Origin of the sequence: Streptomyces sp. NPDC012769 (genome assembly GCF_042901205.1) — a bacterium.
Taxonomy (GTDB): Bacteria; Actinomycetota; Actinomycetes; order Streptomycetales; family Streptomycetaceae; genus Streptomyces.
This window is the reverse complement of sequence record NZ_JBIBCP010000003.1, coordinates 1036757-1053879: the sequence shown is the minus strand read 5'-3', so window position 1 is coordinate 1053879 and position 17123 is coordinate 1036757. Positions and strand designations below refer to the sequence as shown.

At 72.9% G+C, this 17123-nt stretch carries 15 protein-coding genes; 8 read left to right on the top strand and 7 right to left on the bottom strand.

The annotated features are described in order from the left end of the window. Positions 1-25: 25 nt before the first annotated feature. The 4 genes from ACFY7C_RS20125 to ACFY7C_RS20110 are packed head-to-tail and all read left to right on the top strand — an operon-like array spanning position 26 to position 4713. On the top strand, positions 26-1792 hold the full coding sequence (locus ACFY7C_RS20125) for an ABC transporter permease subunit (RefSeq protein ID WP_389652081.1): 1767 nt from the start codon (positions 26-28) through the stop codon (positions 1790-1792). Beyond that, on the top strand, positions 1773-2774 hold the full coding sequence (locus ACFY7C_RS20120; RefSeq protein WP_389652078.1) for an ABC transporter ATP-binding protein: 1002 nt from the start codon (positions 1773-1775) through the stop codon (positions 2772-2774). The genes ACFY7C_RS20125 and ACFY7C_RS20120 overlap by 20 nt, the downstream gene beginning before the upstream one ends. After that, entirely contained in the window at positions 2771-3472 is a 702-nt protein-coding gene (locus ACFY7C_RS20115; RefSeq protein ID WP_389652075.1) for an ABC transporter ATP-binding protein, read from the top strand. Before ACFY7C_RS20120 ends, ACFY7C_RS20115 begins: the two co-directional genes overlap by 4 nt. Next, positions 3469-4713: an MFS transporter gene (locus ACFY7C_RS20110; RefSeq protein WP_389652072.1), complete on the top strand. Its 1245-nt coding sequence runs from the start codon at positions 3469-3471 to the stop codon at positions 4711-4713. Before ACFY7C_RS20115 ends, ACFY7C_RS20110 begins: the two co-directional genes overlap by 4 nt. A 26-nt stretch (positions 4714-4739) precedes the next feature. On the opposite strand, the gene ACFY7C_RS20105 is transcribed toward ACFY7C_RS20110, so the two are convergent. Next, positions 4740-5198: a hypothetical protein gene (locus ACFY7C_RS20105; RefSeq protein ID WP_389652069.1), complete on the bottom strand. Its 459-nt coding sequence runs from the start codon at positions 5196-5198 to the stop codon at positions 4740-4742. Between the two features lie 240 nt (positions 5199-5438). Here ACFY7C_RS20105 and ACFY7C_RS20100 point away from each other — a divergent pair, with 240 nt between their 5' ends. After that, entirely contained in the window at positions 5439-6299 is an 861-nt protein-coding gene (locus ACFY7C_RS20100; RefSeq protein ID WP_389652066.1) for a class I SAM-dependent methyltransferase, read from the top strand. On the opposite strand, the gene ACFY7C_RS20095 is transcribed toward ACFY7C_RS20100, so the two are convergent. Together ACFY7C_RS20095 and ACFY7C_RS20090 are read right to left on the bottom strand one after the other, a co-directional pair. After that, entirely contained in the window at positions 6296-7306 is a 1011-nt protein-coding gene (locus ACFY7C_RS20095) for an aminoglycoside phosphotransferase family protein (protein WP_389652064.1), read from the bottom strand. The two genes, ACFY7C_RS20100 and ACFY7C_RS20095, sit on opposite strands and share 4 nt — an antisense overlap. Before the next feature lie 171 nt (positions 7307-7477). Next, complete coding sequence (locus ACFY7C_RS20090; RefSeq protein WP_389652061.1) at positions 7478-7879, bottom strand: DUF5997 family protein; 402 nt, start codon at positions 7877-7879, stop codon at positions 7478-7480. Between the two features lie 58 nt (positions 7880-7937). On the opposite strand from ACFY7C_RS20090, the gene ACFY7C_RS20085 reads away from it, so the two are divergent. Beyond that, positions 7938-8768, top strand: a complete 831-nt coding sequence (locus ACFY7C_RS20085) for a LysR family substrate-binding domain-containing protein (RefSeq protein WP_389652058.1) — start codon at positions 7938-7940, stop codon at positions 8766-8768. A 43-nt stretch (positions 8769-8811) separates the two neighbouring features. On the opposite strand, the gene ACFY7C_RS20080 is transcribed toward ACFY7C_RS20085, so the two are convergent. The 4 genes from ACFY7C_RS20080 to ACFY7C_RS20065 are packed head-to-tail and all read right to left on the bottom strand — an operon-like array spanning position 8812 to position 13039. Beyond that, entirely contained in the window at positions 8812-9837 is a 1026-nt protein-coding gene (locus ACFY7C_RS20080) for a LacI family DNA-binding transcriptional regulator (RefSeq protein ID WP_389652055.1), read from the bottom strand. 30 nt (positions 9838-9867) lie between these two features. Beyond that, positions 9868-10785, bottom strand: a complete 918-nt coding sequence (locus ACFY7C_RS20075) for a carbohydrate ABC transporter permease (RefSeq protein WP_389652052.1) — start codon at positions 10783-10785, stop codon at positions 9868-9870. Next, the gene (locus ACFY7C_RS20070; protein WP_389652049.1) at positions 10782-11714 is read right to left on the bottom strand and encodes a carbohydrate ABC transporter permease; all 933 of its coding nucleotides are present in this window, start codon (positions 11712-11714) and stop codon (positions 10782-10784) included. The genes ACFY7C_RS20075 and ACFY7C_RS20070 overlap by 4 nt, the downstream gene beginning before the upstream one ends. Continuing rightward, entirely contained in the window at positions 11711-13039 is a 1329-nt protein-coding gene (locus ACFY7C_RS20065; RefSeq protein ID WP_389652046.1) for an ABC transporter substrate-binding protein, read from the bottom strand. Before ACFY7C_RS20065 ends, ACFY7C_RS20070 begins: the two co-directional genes overlap by 4 nt. Positions 13040-13268: 229 nt before the next feature. Here ACFY7C_RS20065 and ACFY7C_RS20060 point away from each other — a divergent pair, with 229 nt between their 5' ends. Together ACFY7C_RS20060 and ACFY7C_RS20055 are read left to right on the top strand one after the other, a co-directional pair. Next, a complete protein-coding gene (locus ACFY7C_RS20060; RefSeq protein ID WP_389652043.1) occupies positions 13269-15287 on the top strand; it encodes a beta-galactosidase in 2019 nt (672 codons plus the stop codon). Between the two features lie 246 nt (positions 15288-15533). Continuing rightward, on the top strand, positions 15534-17111 hold the full coding sequence (locus tag ACFY7C_RS20055; protein WP_389652039.1) for an arabinogalactan endo-beta-1,4-galactanase: 1578 nt from the start codon (positions 15534-15536) through the stop codon (positions 17109-17111). Positions 17112-17123 lie beyond the last annotated feature (12 nt).

The window sequence follows — 17123 nt, the reverse complement described above, 5'->3', positions numbered from 1 at the left end:
CCGGGCACTCGCACTGGCCGCCGTCGTGACCGCCGTCGGACTGCTGCCCTGGCTGTCCGGGAAGGACCCGGCGCTCGCCCTGCTGCGCGCGCGGTCCGCCGAGCAGGCCCCGACGCCCGAGGCGCTCGCCGCCATCCGCGCCGATCTCGGCCTGGACGCGGGCCCGTCGGGCCTGCTCGGCGGCTGGTTCGCGCGGCTGCTCCACGGCGATCTGGGGGTCTCGTGGGTGTCGGGCGCCGAGGTCCTGCCGTCGGTGACGGCCGGGCTCGGGGTGTCGCTGACGCTGATGGGCGCGGCCCTGGTGGTCGCCGTCCTGGTCGGGACGCTGCTCGCCGCTCCGGTCCTGCTCCGCGGCCGGGCCACCAGCGGGGCGGGGGCGGCGGTGCTCGCGGCGATGCCCGAGTTCCTGCTCTCCCTCCTCCTCCTGCTCACCGTCGGCGTGTGGCTCGGCTGGCTGCCCACCTCCGGCTGGGCGGGCCCGGCCCATCTGGTGCTGCCCGCGCTGGCCCTCGGGATTCCCGCGGGCGCGCTGCTCGGCCGGCTGGTCGCCGACGCCCTCCCGGCCGTCCTCGACGAACGCTGGGTCGAGCTGTGGCGCGGCGCCGGAACCGGGCGGGGGCGGATCACCGCCGCCGCGCTGCGCCGCGCACTGCCCGCGCTCACCGGGCAGTTCGGCATGGTGGCCGTCGGCCTGACCGGGGGCGCGGTCGCCGTCGAGACGGTGTTCGCCGTGCCCGGGATCGGCCGTACGGCACTGGGCGCGGCCACGTCGCAGGACCTGCCGCTGCTCCAGGGATGCGTACTGGCGCTGCTCGCGCTCGGTCTGCTCGCCGGCACGGCGGCGGCGCTGGTCCGGCGCCGGTTGCTCGGGCCCGCCCTGCGCGAGGCCGGGCTCGGGCTGCCGTCGCCACGCGCGCACCGGATCCCTCCCGCCGTGCCAGTGGCGCTGGCGGCGGTCCTGGCCGGTGTGATCGGCTGGGGGCTGCTGCGCGATCCGTACGCGGTCGATCTGGCGGCCCGGCTCGCCGCGCCCTCGGCGGCGCATCCGCTCGGTGCGGACGCGCTCGGCCGGGACGTGCTCGCCCGCCTCGGGCACGGCGCGGCGGCCACGGTCGGCACGGCCGTAGCCGTGACGTTCCTGAGCTGGCTGGTCGCGCTCGTGCTCGGCTTCGTCCCCGGAGTCGCGACCGGGCTCGCGGACATCGCCAACGCGCTGCCGCCGGTGCTCACCGGACTGCTCGTCGCGGCCGTGACCGGCCCGGGAAGCGGGGCGGCGGCCCTCGCCGTGACGCTGGTGTCCTGGCCGCCGCTCGCCGCGCACGCGGCGGCGCTGATCCAGGAGACGCGGGCCTCCCGGTTCCTGGTGGCGCAGCGGGCGATCGGCGCGCGGCCGCTGTGGATCTGGACCCGGCACGTGCTGCCGTCGGTCGCGGGGCCGGTCGCCCGGCACGCGGTGCTGCGGCTGCCCGGCATCGCGCTCGCGCTGGCGTCGCTCGGCTTCCTGGGCCTCGGGGCCCGGCCGCCGTCGCCCGAATGGGGGCTGCTGCTCGACGAGTCGGCCGACTACGTCGAGCGTGCGCCGGTCGCCGCGCTCGCCCCCGCGGTGGCGCTGGCGCTCCTCGCCGCGCTCGCGGTCTGCCTGTCGTCGTACGGGGTGGCTCCGGGCCGCCACGGTACCGGCGCACGCCCCCGTTCCCGTTCCCGGATGCTCCGTAGTCTCCCGCTCCGTCTCCGTCTCCATTCCGCTGTCGCACCGAGGAAGGACCGGCCCGTTGCCGCTCCCCCCGTCTGACTCCCCCGCCTGCCCTGGCCGTTCCGACTCCCCTGGCAGCTCCGACCTCGCCAGGCCCCTGCTGCGGGTGGACGGTCTGCGGATCGGCTTCGCCGACGGCGAGGCCGTGCGCGGAGTGTCCTTCGAGCTGTGGGCCGGTGAGGTGCTCGCCCTGGTGGGCGAGTCCGGTGCCGGCAAGTCCCTGACGGCGCGGGCGCTGCTCGGGATGCTGCCGCGCGGAGCCGATGTCCACGGCCGGGTGCTGCTGCGGGGCAGGGCCGTCACCTCGGCCGATCTCGGCCGGAGCCTGGCGTGGATCCCGCAGGACGCGATGTCGGCGCTGTCACCCGTGCACCGCGTCGAGGACCAACTGGCCTTCGCCGTACGGGCGGTGGCGCGGGTGCGGCGGACGGAGGCGCTGGCCGTCGCCCGCCGGGCCCTGGCCGGGGTCGGTCTGACGGCGGACGCGGCCGCCGCCTTTCCGCACGCGCTGTCGGGCGGCATGCGGCAGCGTGCCGTGATCGCGATGGCCCTGGTCAACGGTCCGGAACTGGTCGTGGCCGACGAACCGACGACGGCGCTCGACCCGGAGCGGCAGGAGCAGGTGCTGGCGCTGCTGCGGGAGCGGTGCGCGGCGGCCGGCGCTGCGCTGCTGCTGGTCAGCCACGACCTGGAGGCGGTACGACGGCATGCCGACCGGGTGGCCGTGACATACGCGGGGCGCATCGTCGAAGCGGGTTCCGCCGAGCTGGTGCTGGGGCGACCGGTCGCTCCGTACACGCGCGGGTTGCTGGCCTCCCTGCCGACGGCCGGGCTGCCCCACCGTTCACGGCTGCCCGTGCTCGCCGGCGGCCCGCCGGCTCCCGGGGCGGCGGCAGCGGGGTGTGCGTTCGCGCCCCGCTGCCCGCACGCGGGCGACCTCTGCCGGGGTACGGAGCCGACGGCCCGGCCGGTCGACGGCCGGACCGTCGCCTGCCACCACCCGTTCGGGGAGGCGGCATGAGCGGGGGCGTGACCGGTGGCCTGAACCGCAGCCTCCTGGAGGTGCGCGATCTGGTCGTGCGGTACGGGGAGCGACCGGTCGTCGACGGGGTGTCCTTCGAGGTCGCCGCCGGGGAGTCGGTCGGTCTCGTCGGCCCTTCGGGCTGCGGCAAGTCGACGACGGCCGGGGCGGTGCTGCGGCTGCTGCGGCCGCACTCGGGGTCGGTCCGGTTCGACGGGGTCGAGCTCACCGCCCTGCGGGAGCGCGACCTCCGGCGCCTGCGTCCCCGGTTCCAGCCGGTGTTCCAGGACCCGTACGGCTCGCTCAGTCCGCGCCGCCGGGTGCGGGAACAGATCGCGGAGCCGCTGCGGGTGCATGGGCGCCGGTCGGCCGAGGACGGTCAGGACCGGGTCGATGAGCTCCTCGGACTTGTGGGCCTCGATCCCGCGCACGGGCGGCGGTTTCCGCACGAGCTGTCGGGCGGCCAGTGCCAGCGGGTCGTCATCGCCCGCGCGCTGGCGCTGCGGCCGGAGCTGCTGGTGCTCGACGAGCCGACCTCCGCGCTCGATCCCTCCCTGCGGGCGGGGATCCTCAACCTGCTGATGGACCTTCAGGACAGGCTCGGCCTCGGCTTCCTCTTCATCTCCCATGACCACGCGGCGGTCCGGCACGTCTGCGAGCGCGTGCTGCGCATGCGCGACGGAAGGCTGGTGCCGTGACTCCGCTCGCCCGCCTGCTGATAGCAAGTCAGTTCTGCTTCAACGTGGGGTTCTTCGCCGTCCTGCCCTATCTCGCCGATCACCTCGGCGGGACGCTCGGACTGGGCGGGGCCATGGTGGGACTGGTGCTCGGGCTGCGCACTTTCAGTCAGCAGGGGCTGTTCGTCGTCGGCGGGGCGCTCACGGACCGGTACGGGCCACGGCCCGTGGTGCTCGTGGGGTGTGCGCTGCGGGTGGCCGGGTTCTGCTGGCTGGCGGGGGCGGCGAGCGCCGGGACGGTGATCGGTGCCGTGGTCCTCGTCGGCTTCGCCGCGGCGCTCTTCTCCCCCGCCGTCGAGTCCGAGATGGCCCGTGAGGCGCTGCGCGTCGAGCGCTCCGGCGGACCCCGCCGCACCCGCTCCCTCGCCCGTTTCTCGGCCGGCGGCCAGGCCGGCGCCCTGCTCGGCCCGGTGATCGGCACGCTGTTGCTGTACGCGGGCGGGGACGGCGCCTTCCGCACCGCCTGCCTCGTCGGGGCGGCCGTGTTCGTGCTGGTGCTCGCCGCGCACCTGTGGCTGATGCCGCGGAGCGGCGGTGGAGACGGGACGCCTCCGGCCGGCGGCGGAGCGGTGGCGGCGGCGCGGCTCGTGCTCGGCAACCGTCGCTTCCTGCTGCTCACGCTCGCGTACGCCACCTATCTGCTGGCGTACAACCAGCTGTATCTGGCGCTGCCCGCGGAACTCGACCGGGCGACGGGTTCGCAGGCGGCCCTCGGGTGGCTGTTCGCGCTGTCGTCAGCACTGGTGGTGTGCGGTTCGGCGCCCCTGGAGCGGCTCGCCGCGGCCCGGTTGAGCCGTACGGGCATGGTGCGGGCGGGACTGCTGCTGATCGCCGGTGCGTTCGGTGCGACGGCGGTGCTGCGGGAGTGGCCCGGCGTGGGGGCGGCGGTGGCCTTCACCGTCCTGCTCACGCTCGGTCAGATGCTGGTGCTGCCCGCGACCCGGGCCCTGCTGCCGGACTTCGTCGACGAGCGCCGCCTCGGCCTCTTCACCGGCGCCCTCTCGTCCCTCTCCGGCCTCGTCGTCCTCGCGGCCGGCGCACCGGTGGGCGCGCTCCTCGACCTCGGCGGCGCGGCGCCGTGGCTGGTCCTGGGGGCGTTGCCGCTGCTCGCGCTGGGTTTTGTTCCGCACGGAGCGGAACGAAGTGAGGGAAGCACGACGGCTTCCGCAACCGTCTCCCCCGGCGCGGGATCCAGTCGGTGATCCCTCAACGCTCGGACCCCGTTGCCTCAGGCATGCTGCATCGACGTGTGCTGACAGAATTCCCGCTGACACCTAGCGTCGAGACCACCATCGTTGTCAGGTGAAAGGTACCGACTGCACGTACAGACATAGCAGTACAGAGGACCACCAGGATCGTAGTCCGCTTCACGCAGGCGGGCCTCGGCGGCCTCGCGTACCGAACGGCTGTGATTCTCCAACTCGGCGAATTCGGACTCATTCCTCTTGAACGCTTCGCGTTGCGCTTCACTGAGCGGCGGCGGGTCCTCGTCGCTGGGCGTGTGCACCGCCCAGTGGGCCGTGTGCGGAGGAGTGAACTCAGCGTTGTGTTCGGCTGCGGCCTGGGTGGCGGCCTCTTTGGTCGGGAACAGCATGAGGACGTTGAGGTCTTCCTCCGGGCAGTACACATCCCATGTGGTCGGGGAGCGGGGCCCCGTCGAGGTTGGCTGCTCGCCAGGTTTCGTCATCGGAAACACCTCCGTGCAGAGCCATGCCGAGCTGCTGAGGACGAACAGAAGAAGCCGCAGAGTGTGCCCGGACTGAAGAGTCCATCGCGGAAACGCATGAGAGCACCAAGGCATGGCGGAAAGCGCACTGTTGAGCGCAACTCCATTGTCCGACTGGTGACGCGGGCCTGCCACTGGAGAAGTCCTCACCCCTACGCCACCGCAGACAGAGGGCCTGAAGGAGCGGCCTAGAGTCGGCGCATGACCGAGACATCGCCCAGCACCGAGCGGCCCACGGACTCCGCGCACTTCGACACCGCGATCGAGGCCTGGCAGGACTGGCAGGAGGCCCCGTGGGGGCGGCTGCGGTACGCCGTGGCCGAGGCCAATCTGGCGCGCCATCTCGACGGGACGGGTGGCGGCGGGGCCCTGCGGGTCCTCGATCTCGGTGGCGGCGACGGCGGGGACGCCGTCCGGATCGCGGCGCGCGGCCACCATGTGACCGTCGTCGACTACGCGCCGGAGATGCTGGCGACCGCCGCGCGGCGCGCCGTCGCGGCGGGCGTGGCCGACCGCGTCACCTGTGTCGAGGCCGATGTCGCCGCGCTGCCGGACGAGTTGGCCGACGGGAGCTTCGACGTCGTGCTCTGCCACGGCGTGCTGCCCTACACCCCGGACGCCACCGGGACGCTCCGCACGGCCGTCGCGGCGCTCCGCGACGGCGGGATCGTGTCCGTCATCACCATGAACCGCTACTCCGAGCCGCTGCGCGCGGCGGTGCGCACCATGGACCCCGACGCCGTGCGCACGGCGCTCGACGCGACGAGCGTGCACACCGACCTCTTCGACGCCGATCTGCGCCTGCACACCGCCGAGGACCTCGCCGACACGCTCCGGGAGCTCGGCTGCGCGGAGGTGCACCACTACGGGATCCGGGTGTTCTGCGACTACATCCCCGACGACGCGCTCAAGCACGACCCCGCGTACTACGCCCGCCTGGAACGGCTCGAGATCGCCACCGCCGCCCAGGCGCCGTACAAGCACACCGCCCGACTGCTGCACCTCGTCGCCCGCCGCCCGGCCGCTCTCGGGCCTGGAGGGCCCGCCCGGACCGGGTCCTAGAGCAGGTCCGGCTCGGCGAAGAGTTCCTCGATCCAGTAGGCGCTCGCCTCGTGGCAGTCGGCGGCCGGGGTGCCGGGGAAGAGGCGGAACCAGGAGACGGCGCGGCCGACGGCGGCCAGGCGGACGGCGAGGGTGGCGGCGCGGCGGAGCTCCGGGAGGGGCGGGCCCAGGTCGTTCCAGGGTTCCAGGTAGGCGTCGCGGAGCCGCGTCATGGCGTCGGGCCCGTGGCGTTCGCGTACGGCGCGGGCGGGGACGAGAAGGCTGGCGAAGGGGTGGGCCACGGCGGCGTCACCCCAGTCGAAGAAGGTGTAGCGGCCGGGGCCGGCCGCGAGGAGCTGGGCGTCGTGGAGATCGCAGTGGTCGAGGGAGTCGGGGACGCCGACGGCGTCGAGTTCCGCGCACCAGTCCAGGAGCCGGGGGCGGCGGTCCCGCAGGGAGCGGCGGGCGGCGGGGTCGAGGGTGGGGTTGTGCTCGACGAGGTCGTCGAAGATGTCGGGCAGGTGCCCGGTGCGGGCGCTGGGCACGCCCAGGGCCGTCATGCGGTCCGTGTACGAGGTGAGGGCGCGCTGCATCCGCGCGTACTGGCCCACCGCCTCCAGCCAGTCCTGCGGCCCGGCCTCGCCCCGGTCGAGGACCTCTCGGAACAGCGGCCCGCCGTCGGGCAGGAGGCACCAGCCGCGCTCGGGGTCGACGGCCAGTGGTGTCAGGACATGCTCGGGAACCCATTGCGCGAGCGCGTGCCCGAGAGCGGCCTCGAAGCCGCTGGCCGGCGCGCTGGCCTTGAACCACGCGGCGTCGCGCTCGTCCGGTCCTGTCCGGAAGCGGATGAGGATCGACCAGGGGCGTACCCGCACCTCACGGGCGCCGGTCTCCCGCAGGCCGTGGCGGGCGAGCTGCCGCTCCGCCCAGTCGAGGGCGGCCTCGCGCCAGGCGGCTTCCTCCCAGGGGGTGACGGCGTGGGCGAACCGGCCCCGGTCGACCGTCGTCGTCGGTGTCTCGCGTCGCATCCGGCGATTCCACCACCGGCGACGGAGCCGCCGCACCCGAATAATCCCGCCGGGAATGATCGGGAATGATCTCGTGGGGGCGGGGGGGACCCCAGGCCGGGAGGCCCCGGCGGGGAAGTCCCGGCGGGCAGGCCTCGCCCGGAAGGTTCCGCCGGACGGGCCCGCCGGGGCTCAGTCGCGCTCGGCGGCCTTCGCGGCCTGCTCGGCGCGCTTCTCCTTGATGCGGACGGTCTCCTTGCGGACCTCGGCCTGGGTGGCACGCTCCTTCTGCAGCCACTCCGGGTTCTCGGCCTTGAGGGCCTCGATCTGCTCGGTGGTCAGGGCCTCCGTGACGCCGCCACGGGCGAGTCCGGAGATGGAGATGCCCAGCTTGGCCGCCACGACGGGTCGCGGGTGCGGGCCGTCGCGGCGCAGCTCGCGCAGCCACTCCGGCGGATCGGTCTGGAGGGCGGCGAGCTCGGAGCGGGAGACGACACCCTCGCGGAAGTCGGCGGGAGTGGCATCGAGGTACACGCCCAGCTTCTTGGCCGCGGTGGCGGGCTTCATCGTCTGGGCGGTCTGGTGCTGCGTCATACCGACAAGAATATCGGTCACGTGCGCCCCCGCCGACCACGGCCGGTAATCTGGCCTGGTGACAGGCTCGGACGCAACCTCCTCCTCCCCCGCCCCCTCCTCCGCTCCCTCCCCCGCACCGGCGGCCTCCTTCCGGCTGGCGTACGTGCCGGGAGTGACGCCCTCGAAGTGGGTGCGGATCTGGAAGGAGCGCCTGCCCGACGTGCCGCTGGAGCTGCTGCAGGTGGAGGCGGGCGACGCGGCGGGGCTGCTGCGCGAGCGCGGGGCCGACGCCGGTTTCGTGCGGCTCCCGGTGGACCGTACGGAGCTCAGCGCCATCCCCCTGTACACGGAGACGACCGTCGTCGTGGTCCCCAAGGACCACCTGGTCGCGGCCGCGGACGAGGTGACCGTCGAGGACATCGCCGACGAGATCGTGCTGCATCCGCTCGACGACACCCTGGACTGGGAGACGCCCCCGGGGCGTCCCGCGTTCGAGCGGCCGGCGACGACGGCGGACGCGATCGAGCTGGTGGCGGCCGGGATCGGTCTGCTGGTCGTGCCGCAGTCCCTCGCCCGGCTCCACCACCGCAAGGACCTCACGTACCGGACGCTGACGGGGACGCCGCAGTCGCGGGTGGCGCTGTCGTGGCGGGAGGACGCCACCACCGATCTGGTGGAGGACTTCATCGGGATCGTGCGGGGACGCACGGTGAACAGCTCGCGGGGCCGCCGCGCCGACGAGCAGGCGGCGAAGACGGCGAGGACCGACCGCGCGGAGAAGCCGAAGCAGGGCCGGAAGCAGGGCCAGGGGCAGAAGCCCCAGGGCTCGGGTGCCCGCCGCAGGGCCGGCGGCGGGGGCGCGGCCCCCAAGAGCGGTCGCTCCGGCAAGCCGCGCCGCCGCTCCTAGACGCCGGGCCGCCTTGGACGCCCAGCGACCCGAGGCCGGAACCTCAGGCCGAGTCCCTCCGTACCAGTTCCGTGGGCAGGATCACCGTGGCCGGGTCCTCGCCCGCGATCCGGGCCAGGAGGGTGCGGACCATCTCCGTACTGATGCGGTCCCAGGGCTGGCGGATGGTGGTGAGCGGGGGGCGGCAGGAGAGGGCGGCGGGTGAGTCGTCGAAGCCGCCGACGGCGACGTCGTCGGGGACCCGGCGGCCGGCCCGGTCGAGGGTGTTCAGGACGCCCAGGGCCATCAGGTCGGAGGCGACGAAGATCGCGTCGAGGGCGGGGGCCCGGTCGAGGAGCTGCCGGGCGGCGTCCTCTCCGCCCGTGCGGCTGTAGTCGCCGGTGGCGACGAGGGTCTCGTCGTAGGGAAGGCCGCACGCGGCGAGCGTCTCGCGGTAGCCGGCGAGCCGCTCGACGCCGCCGGGGGTGTCGAGCGGTCCGGTGACGGTGGCGATGCGGCGCCGACCGGTGTCGTACAGATGGCGCACCATGTCCCGGGCGCCTTCGCGGTCGTCGGCGGCGACGTAGCCGATCCTGGCGGTCTGGCCGAGCGGTTTGCCGCAGGCGACGACGGGCACGCCGGCCTCGTGGAGACGGTCGACGACGGGGTCCCCGGAGTGGCTGGAGACGAGGAGCACGCCGTCGACGTGGCCCGCCTCGATGTAGCGGAGGTTGCGCCGGCGTTCGTCCTCGGTGCCCGCGATCATCAGCAGGAGCGGGATGTCCTGGGCCGCGAGCGCCTGGGTGCAGCCGCGCAGCAGGACGTTGAAGTTGGGGTCCTCGAAGAACCGCTCCTGGGGCTCGGTGAGGAGGAAGGCCACCGAGTCGGACTTGCCGGTGATCAGCGAGCGGGCGTGCCGGTTGACGACGTACCCGGTCTTGCGGATCGCCGCGTCGACCGCGGCCTTGGCGGACGGGCTGACGTAGTGCCCGCCGTTGAGGACGCGCGAGACGGTGCCGCGCGAGACACCGGCCTCGCGCGCCACGTCGTGGATCGTCGCGGGACGACGCCTGCCCGCTGCTGTGCTCATGCTGTGTGTTTCCCCTCGTTCCCCTGTGCGTCAGGACTTTACGGCGCCGGAGAGCAGGTCGAGGCTCCAGAAGCGCTGGATGACCAGGAAGAGCGCGACGAGCGGCACGACCGCGAGGAGCGCTCCGGTGATGACCAGGGTGTAGAGGGCGGGCTGGCTGGCGCCCTGCTTGAGGAGGGTGAACAGGCCGACGGTCATGGGGAACTTCTCGTCGTCGCCGAGCATGATGAACGGCAGCAGGAAGTTGTTCCAGATGGCCACGAACTGGAAGAGGAAGATCGTGACGAGGCCCGGGGACATCATGGGGACGGCGATCCGCAGGAAGATGCGCAGCTCGCCGGCTCCGTCCATGCGGCCGGCCTCGACGAGTTCGGTGGGGATGGCGGCCTCGGCGTAGACGCGGCCGAGATAGACGCCGTACGGGGAGAGGACCAGCGGCAGCAGGACGGACAGGTACGTGTCCGTCAGGTCCGCCTCCGCCATGAGGAGGTACTGCGGTATGGCGAGGATGACGGGCGGCATGAGGACGCCCGTGAGGATCACGTTGAAGAAGGCCTCGCGGCCGGGGAAGCGGTAGACGGCGAGGGCGTAGCCGGCGAAGGCGGACACGACGGTCGAGAGCAGGGCCCCGAGGCCGGCGTAGAGGAGGGAGTTGCCCATCCAGCGCCAGTAGATGCCGTCGCGGTACGCGCCGAGCTCGGCCACGTTGTCGGCCAGGCCGTCACCGGGCAGGAAGGTGAAGGTGGAGAAGAGTTCGGAGCCGGACTTGGTGGCGGCGACGAGGACCCAGGCGACGGGCAGCAGGCAGTAGAGCGCGCCGAGGACGAGGGCGGCGGTCGGCAGCAGGGCGGTGCGGCGGGTGCGCGGAGGGCCCTGCGGGGTGCCGGGGGTGGTGCCGGCGGCCGGGGCCGCCTTGCGCGCGTGCGTCGGGGAGGCGAGCCCGCTCATCGGGGTGCTCCTTGCGTGGTGCGACGGTTCGAGGCCCGCAGGAGGGCGAAGGACAGCAGGAAGGTGGCGAGGGCGAGGATCACGGCCGTGGCGGAGGCGGCGTGGATGTTGCCGCCGGTGAAGGCGTCCTCGTACACCTTCATCAGGGGGCTCCAGGTGGTGGGGATGCCGTTGGTGAGCGGCTTGAGCGTGGTGGGCTCGTTGAAGACCTGGAGGGTGGCGATCACCGAGAAGAAGAAGGTGAGCACCAGGGAGGGCGCGACCATGGGGATCTTGACGCGCAGGGCGATCTGGAGTTCGGAGCAGCCGTCCAGCTTGGCCGCCTCGAAGACCTCGGCGGGCAGCGAGCGCAGCGCGGTGTAGATGACGATCATGTTGAAGCCGGTGCCGCCCCAGACGGCGATGTTCGCCATGGACGCGTAGAGCAGGCCGCCGTCCATCAGGTCGGGTCGCGGGAGTCCCATGCCGTCGAGCAGGTAGTGGAACGGGCTGACGGTGGGGAGGTAGAGGAAGCCCCACAGGAGGGCGGCGATCACGCCCGGGACGGCGTACGGGAGGAAGATCGCGAGCCGGGCGAAGGAGCGGGCCCGGACGCGCTCGGAGTCGAGCAGGAGCGCGAAGAACAGGGCGAGGCCGAGCATCAGGGGGACGACGATGACGCCGTAGCCGAGGACGCGCAGGGCGCTGTGGGCGAGTTCCGGGTCGGTGAGGGCGCTGGTGTAGTTGCCGAGGCCGGCCCACACCTCGCTCTTGGCGCCCTTGCCGAGGCCGAGGCCCTTGACCTCGATCCGGTGGAAGCTGAGCCAGAGGGCGTAGCCGATGGGCAGCGCGAAGAAGAGGGCGAAGAGGGCGACGGCCGGGAGGAGGAAGCCGTACGGGGCCGCCTTGACCCCGTACGACCGAAGTGCGCCCTGGTGGGGCTTGCTCACTGGGCGACCTCGAAGCCCTGCTTCTTCAGGTCGGCGACCGTGGCGTCCTGCATGGCGGTGAGGGCCTTGTCGAAGCCGGACCTGGCCTTGGCGGCCTTGCCGAACTGGTCCTTGAAGGCGGTGTAGGCGACGTTGACGTTGGGGCCCCAGGCGGCGGGGGCGGTGGTCTTCGCGATCTCGGCGGCGCGGGTGTAGAAGTCGGGCTGGTCGGCGAAGAACTCCGGCGGGTTGGCGAGCGCCGGGCCGCTCTGGGCCGCGGAGGCGGCGGGGTAGATGCCGGCTTCCTTCACGAGGGCGGCGAGGGCGTCGGGGTCGGTGTTGAGCCAGGTGGCGAACTTGGCCGCGGCCGCCTTGTGCCGGGAGTCGTTGGTGACGGCGGTGGTGGAGCCGCCCCAGCTGCCGGTGCGGGGAGTGGCGGCGTCCCACTGGGGCAGCGGGGCCATGGCCCACTTGCCCTTGGTGTCGGGGGCGGCGGTGGTCAGGGTGCCGGGGGCCCAGACGGCGCTGACCCAGGCGAGCTGTTCACCGGTGTTGAGGGCCTTGTTCCAGGCGGGGGTGTACATGGGCTGGTTGGATATGACGCCGTCCTCGACCAGGCCGCCCCAGAAGTCGGCGACCTTCTTCGTGGCGGCGTCGTCGATGGCGACGTTCCACTTCTGGTCCTCGGCGGTCCACCACCGGGCGCCGGCCTGCTGGGCGAGGCCGGCGAAGAGGCCGGCGTCGTTGGCGGAGAAGGTGGTGAGGTCCTTGTCGGGGGCCTTGGTCTTGAGGGCCCTGGCGGTGGCGGCGAACTCGTCCCAGGTGGTGGGGACCTTCAGGCCGTACTTCCGGAAGAGGTCGGTGCGGTAGAAGAACATCAGCGGGCCGGAGTCCTGGGGCACCGCGTAGACGGCGTCGGTGCCGAGGGTGGTCTGCTGCCAGAGGCCGGGGGCGAACTTGTCCTTGGCGCCGGACACCTCCTTGGAGATGTCGGCCAGGGCGTCGTTGCTGACGAGGGTGGGCAGTGCCTGGAACTCGGCCTGGACGAGGTCGGGGGCCTGGTGCGCCTTGGCGGCCGTGATGATCTTGGTGACGAGGTCGTCGCCGGACGCCTGCTTCTGCACCGTGACCTGGATCTCGGGGTGCTCCGCGTTCCAGATCGCGGCCACCTTGTCCATGTTGGGCGCCCAGGCCCAGTAGGTGAGCGAGACCGGACCGGAGGCTGCCTCGTCCTCTCCCCCGGAGCCGGACGAGCCGCAGGCGGTGAGGGTCGTGGCGCCGAGCACGACGGCGGTGGCGACGGCGGTGACGGCGAGGACGCGGCGGCGGTGCAGCGCGTGGGGCATGGGGTGCTTCTCCCTGACCGTGAGGGGCCTTCCGTGGGGACGGAGAGGCCGGCCATGCATCTGTGAGCGTTCACAGTAGAGAAACGTTCCGGACACTTGTCAATGGTTGATCGTGTGCGGTTATGTTGCGTTGCGACATCGAGATGTTGTGTGTGTACGTTCACAGCCGAGCGAGGTTTCCGGCTGTGCCGGCCGTTCCGCCGTTCCATCGACGTTCCAGGAGAAACACATGCCGCGGACCACTCCCAAGGGGCTGCACCGGCTTGCCTTCGGCGGGGACTACAACCCCGAACAGTGGCCGGAAAGCGTCTGGCACGAGGACGTCCGGCTGATGCGCGAGGCCGGGGTGACCATGGTCAGCGTCGGCATCTTCTCCTGGGCGCTCCTGGAGCCCGAGCCCGGGCGCTACGACTTCGGCTGGCTCGACCGGATCCTGGACCTGCTGCACGACAACGGCGTCCGCGTCGACCTCGGCACCCCCACCGTCGCGCCGCCGGCCTGGTTCTACCGGGCACACCCGGAGGCCCTGCCCGTCACCCGGGAGGGCGCTCGCCACTCCTACGGCTCACGGGGCGCCATCTGCCACAGCTCCCCCGCCTACCGGGACGCCGCCGCCCGCATCACCACCGCGCTCGCCGCCCGCTACGCCGGTCACCCGGCGCTGGCCCTCTGGCACGTCCACAACGAGTACGGCGTGCCGGTCAGCGCCTGCTACTGCGAGACCTGCGCCGCCGGCTTCCGGGTCTGGCTCGCCGACACCTACGGATCGGTCGAGGCCGTCAACGACGCGTGGGGCACCGCCTTCTGGGGGCAGCGCTACACCACGTACGAGCAGATCGACCCGCCCCGGCTCACTCCCACCGTCGGGAACCCGGCCCAGCAGCTCGACTACCGACGCTTCACCGACGCCACCCTGCGCGAGAACTTCCGCTCGGAGCGGAACATTCTCCACCGGCTCTCCCCCGGCATCCCCGTCACCACCAACTTCATGACCGCGCTCAGCCAGTGCGACGCCCTCGACTACTGGGCCTGGGGCCGCGAGGTCGACCTCGTCACCAACGACCACTACCTGATCACCGACGGCCGCCGCACCCACGTCAACCTCGCGATGGCCGCCGACCTCACCCGCTCCGTCGCCGGCGGCGCCCCCTGGCTGCTGCTCGAACACTCCACGAGCGGCGTCAACTGGCAGGCCCGCAACCCGGCCAAGCGGCCCGGCGAGATGGCCCGCAACTCCCTCGCGCACGTCGCCCGCGGCTCCGAGGGCGCGATGTTCTTCCAGTGGCGCCAGTCCCGGCGCGGCGCCGAGAAGTTCCACTCCGCGATGGTGCCGCACGGCGGGACCGACACCCGAATCTGGCGCGAGGTCGTCGGCCTCGGCGCCGACCTGGACGCGCTGTCCGAGGTCCGGGGCAGCCGGACCGTGGCGGACGTCGCCATGCTGTGGGACTGGCAGTCCTGGTGGGCGCAGTCCCTCGAGTGGCGGCCCAGCGAGGACCACGACGCCCGGGAACGCGCCGACGCGTACTACGAGGCGCTGTACGACCGGCACCTGACCGTCGACTTCGCCCACCCCGAGGCCGATCTGTCGGCCTACCCGCTCGTCGTGGTCCCCGCGCTGTACCTCGCGACCGATGCCGCCGGGCAGAACCTGCGCGAGTACGTCGAGAACGGCGGCACCCTCGTCGTCTCCTACTTCTCCGGCATCGTCGACGAGAACGACGCCGTCCACGAAGGCCCCTACCCGGGCGTCCTGCGGGACGTGCTCGGGCTCACCGTGGAGGAGTGGTCACCGCTCCTCGCGGGCGAGGAGGCGCGCGTCTCCGGCCCCGGCGGGGCCACGCTCACGGCGGACGTGTGGACCGAGTTCGTCGTGCCGCGGGGCGCGGAGCCGGTCTGGACGTACGCCGACGGGCCGGCCGGGGGCCGCCCCGCCGTCACCCGCCACCGTCTCGGGCGCGGCACCGCCTGGTACGTCTCCACCCGCCCGGACGCCGGCTCGCTGGACGCGATCCTGGGCGCGGCGTGCGAGGACGCCGGGCTGGCGACGCGCCCCCTGCCGCGGGACGTCGAGGTCGTCCGGCGCGCCGGCGAGGGCGGCCGCTTCCTCTTCGCGCTGAACCACTCCGCCGAGGACGCGAGGGTCCCGCTGGAGGGCCCGGGCACCGAGCTCCTGGGCGGCACGCCGGTCGACGGTCAGCTGGAGGTCCCGGCCGGCGCGGTGCGGGTCGTCCGCCTGGACGGCTGACCGCGCCACTCCCCCCTTCCCCCTGATCTCCCCGGGGGCGGCCGCCCGCTGCGCCGCCTCCGGGTGAGCCGCACCACCGCGTCACCCCGCAGGGCCGGGCGGTGGCGCGCCGCATCACCAGCACCGCACGCACGACCTGCATCACCACACCACCCCGCACCACCTCGCACAACCCAGCGCCATCCGCACCACCCCGCACCACTCGCACGGCATTTCCTCATCCTTCAACGTCGAAGGGACTCGACGATGCACGTCGCACCACGCACGACCCTGCGAGCCGCCGCCGTGACCGCCGCGCTCGGCGCTCTGCTGCTCGCCCCGCTGCCCGCCCAGGAGGCGCGGGCCGCGAGCACCCTCACCAACGCGGGCTTCGAGGCCGACGGGACGGGGACCGCGACGCCCGCCGGCTGGTCCACGTACTCCGCCGCCGGACAGAACGCCGCGTCGTTCACCGAGGCCGGCGGGCACGGCGGCGGCTACCGGCTGACGCACTGGTCGGCCTCCGCGTACAAGGTGGAGACCTACCAGTACCTGACCGGGCTGGCCAACGGCAGCCACACGCTCAGTGCGTGGGTGCGCTCCAGCGGCGGCCAGAACTCCGCCTACCTCGCACTGCGCAACTGCGGCTCCGCCGAACAGCGGACCGAGCTGCCGCCCACACCCAACGGGGCGTGGATACGGATCGTCACACCGGTCGTCGTCAACGGCGGCAACTGCACCGTGAGCGTCAACTCCGACGCCAGGGCGGGCAACTGGATCAACGTCGACGACCTGACGCTGACGGCCGGGACGGCCGGCCTCACCGTGAAGGGCGTGGACGTCTCGACGCTGAAGAAGAGCGAGGACCTCGGCGGGACCTACCGCACGAGCGGCGGCACCGGCGGGGACGCGCTCGGGATCCTGAGGTCGGCCGGTGCCAACTACGGGCGGCTGAAGGTGTGGGTGAACCCGGCCGACGGCTACAACGACAAGGCCCGGGTGCTCACCATGGCCAAGCGGATCAAGGCCCAGGGCATGAAGCTGCTGGTGGACTTCCACTACTCCGACACCTGGGCCGACCCCGGCGCCCAGTCGAAGCCGGCGGCATGGGCGGGGCACTCGTACAGCCAGTTGAGGACGGACGTGTACAGCCACACGTACGACGTGCTGAACGCGCTGAAGGCGCAGGGGACCACGGCCGACATGGTGCAGATCGGCAATGAGATCAACACCGGGATGCTGTGGCCGGAGGGGTCGACGGACAACTGGTCGCAGCTGGCGGGCCTGCTGAAGTCGGGCGTCTCGGCCGCGAAGGCGGTCTCGTCGTCGACGCAGATCGCACTGCACCTGGCGCACGGCGGTGACAACGCCCTGTACCGGTGGTGGTTCGACAACGCGACCGCGCAGGGCGTGCCCTTCGACGTGATCGCGCTCTCGTTCTACGGCTACTGGCACGGGCCGCTGTCCGGCCTCCAGGCCAACCTGGACGATATTTCCGCTCGGTACGGAAAGAAAGTCCTGGTGGTGGAGACGGCGTACCCGTTCCGGCTGGACAGCGAGGACGCGCACGAGAACATCATCGACACCACGGCCGAACTGGTCTCGGGCTATGCGGCGAGCTCGGCCGGTCAGTCCGCGTGGCTGCGTGACGTGATGAGCGTGGTCGAGGCGGTGCCGGCCGGGCGGGGACTCGGGGTCGTGTACTGGGAGCCGGCGTGGACGGCGGTCTCCGGGAACGGCTGGGACCCGGCGGACCCGTCCTCGGGCAACGGCTGGGAGAACCAGGCCCTGTTCGGCTACGACGACCGGCTGCTTCCGGCGGCGTCCCTGCTCTCTCACCGCTGAGTTCCGGGCGGT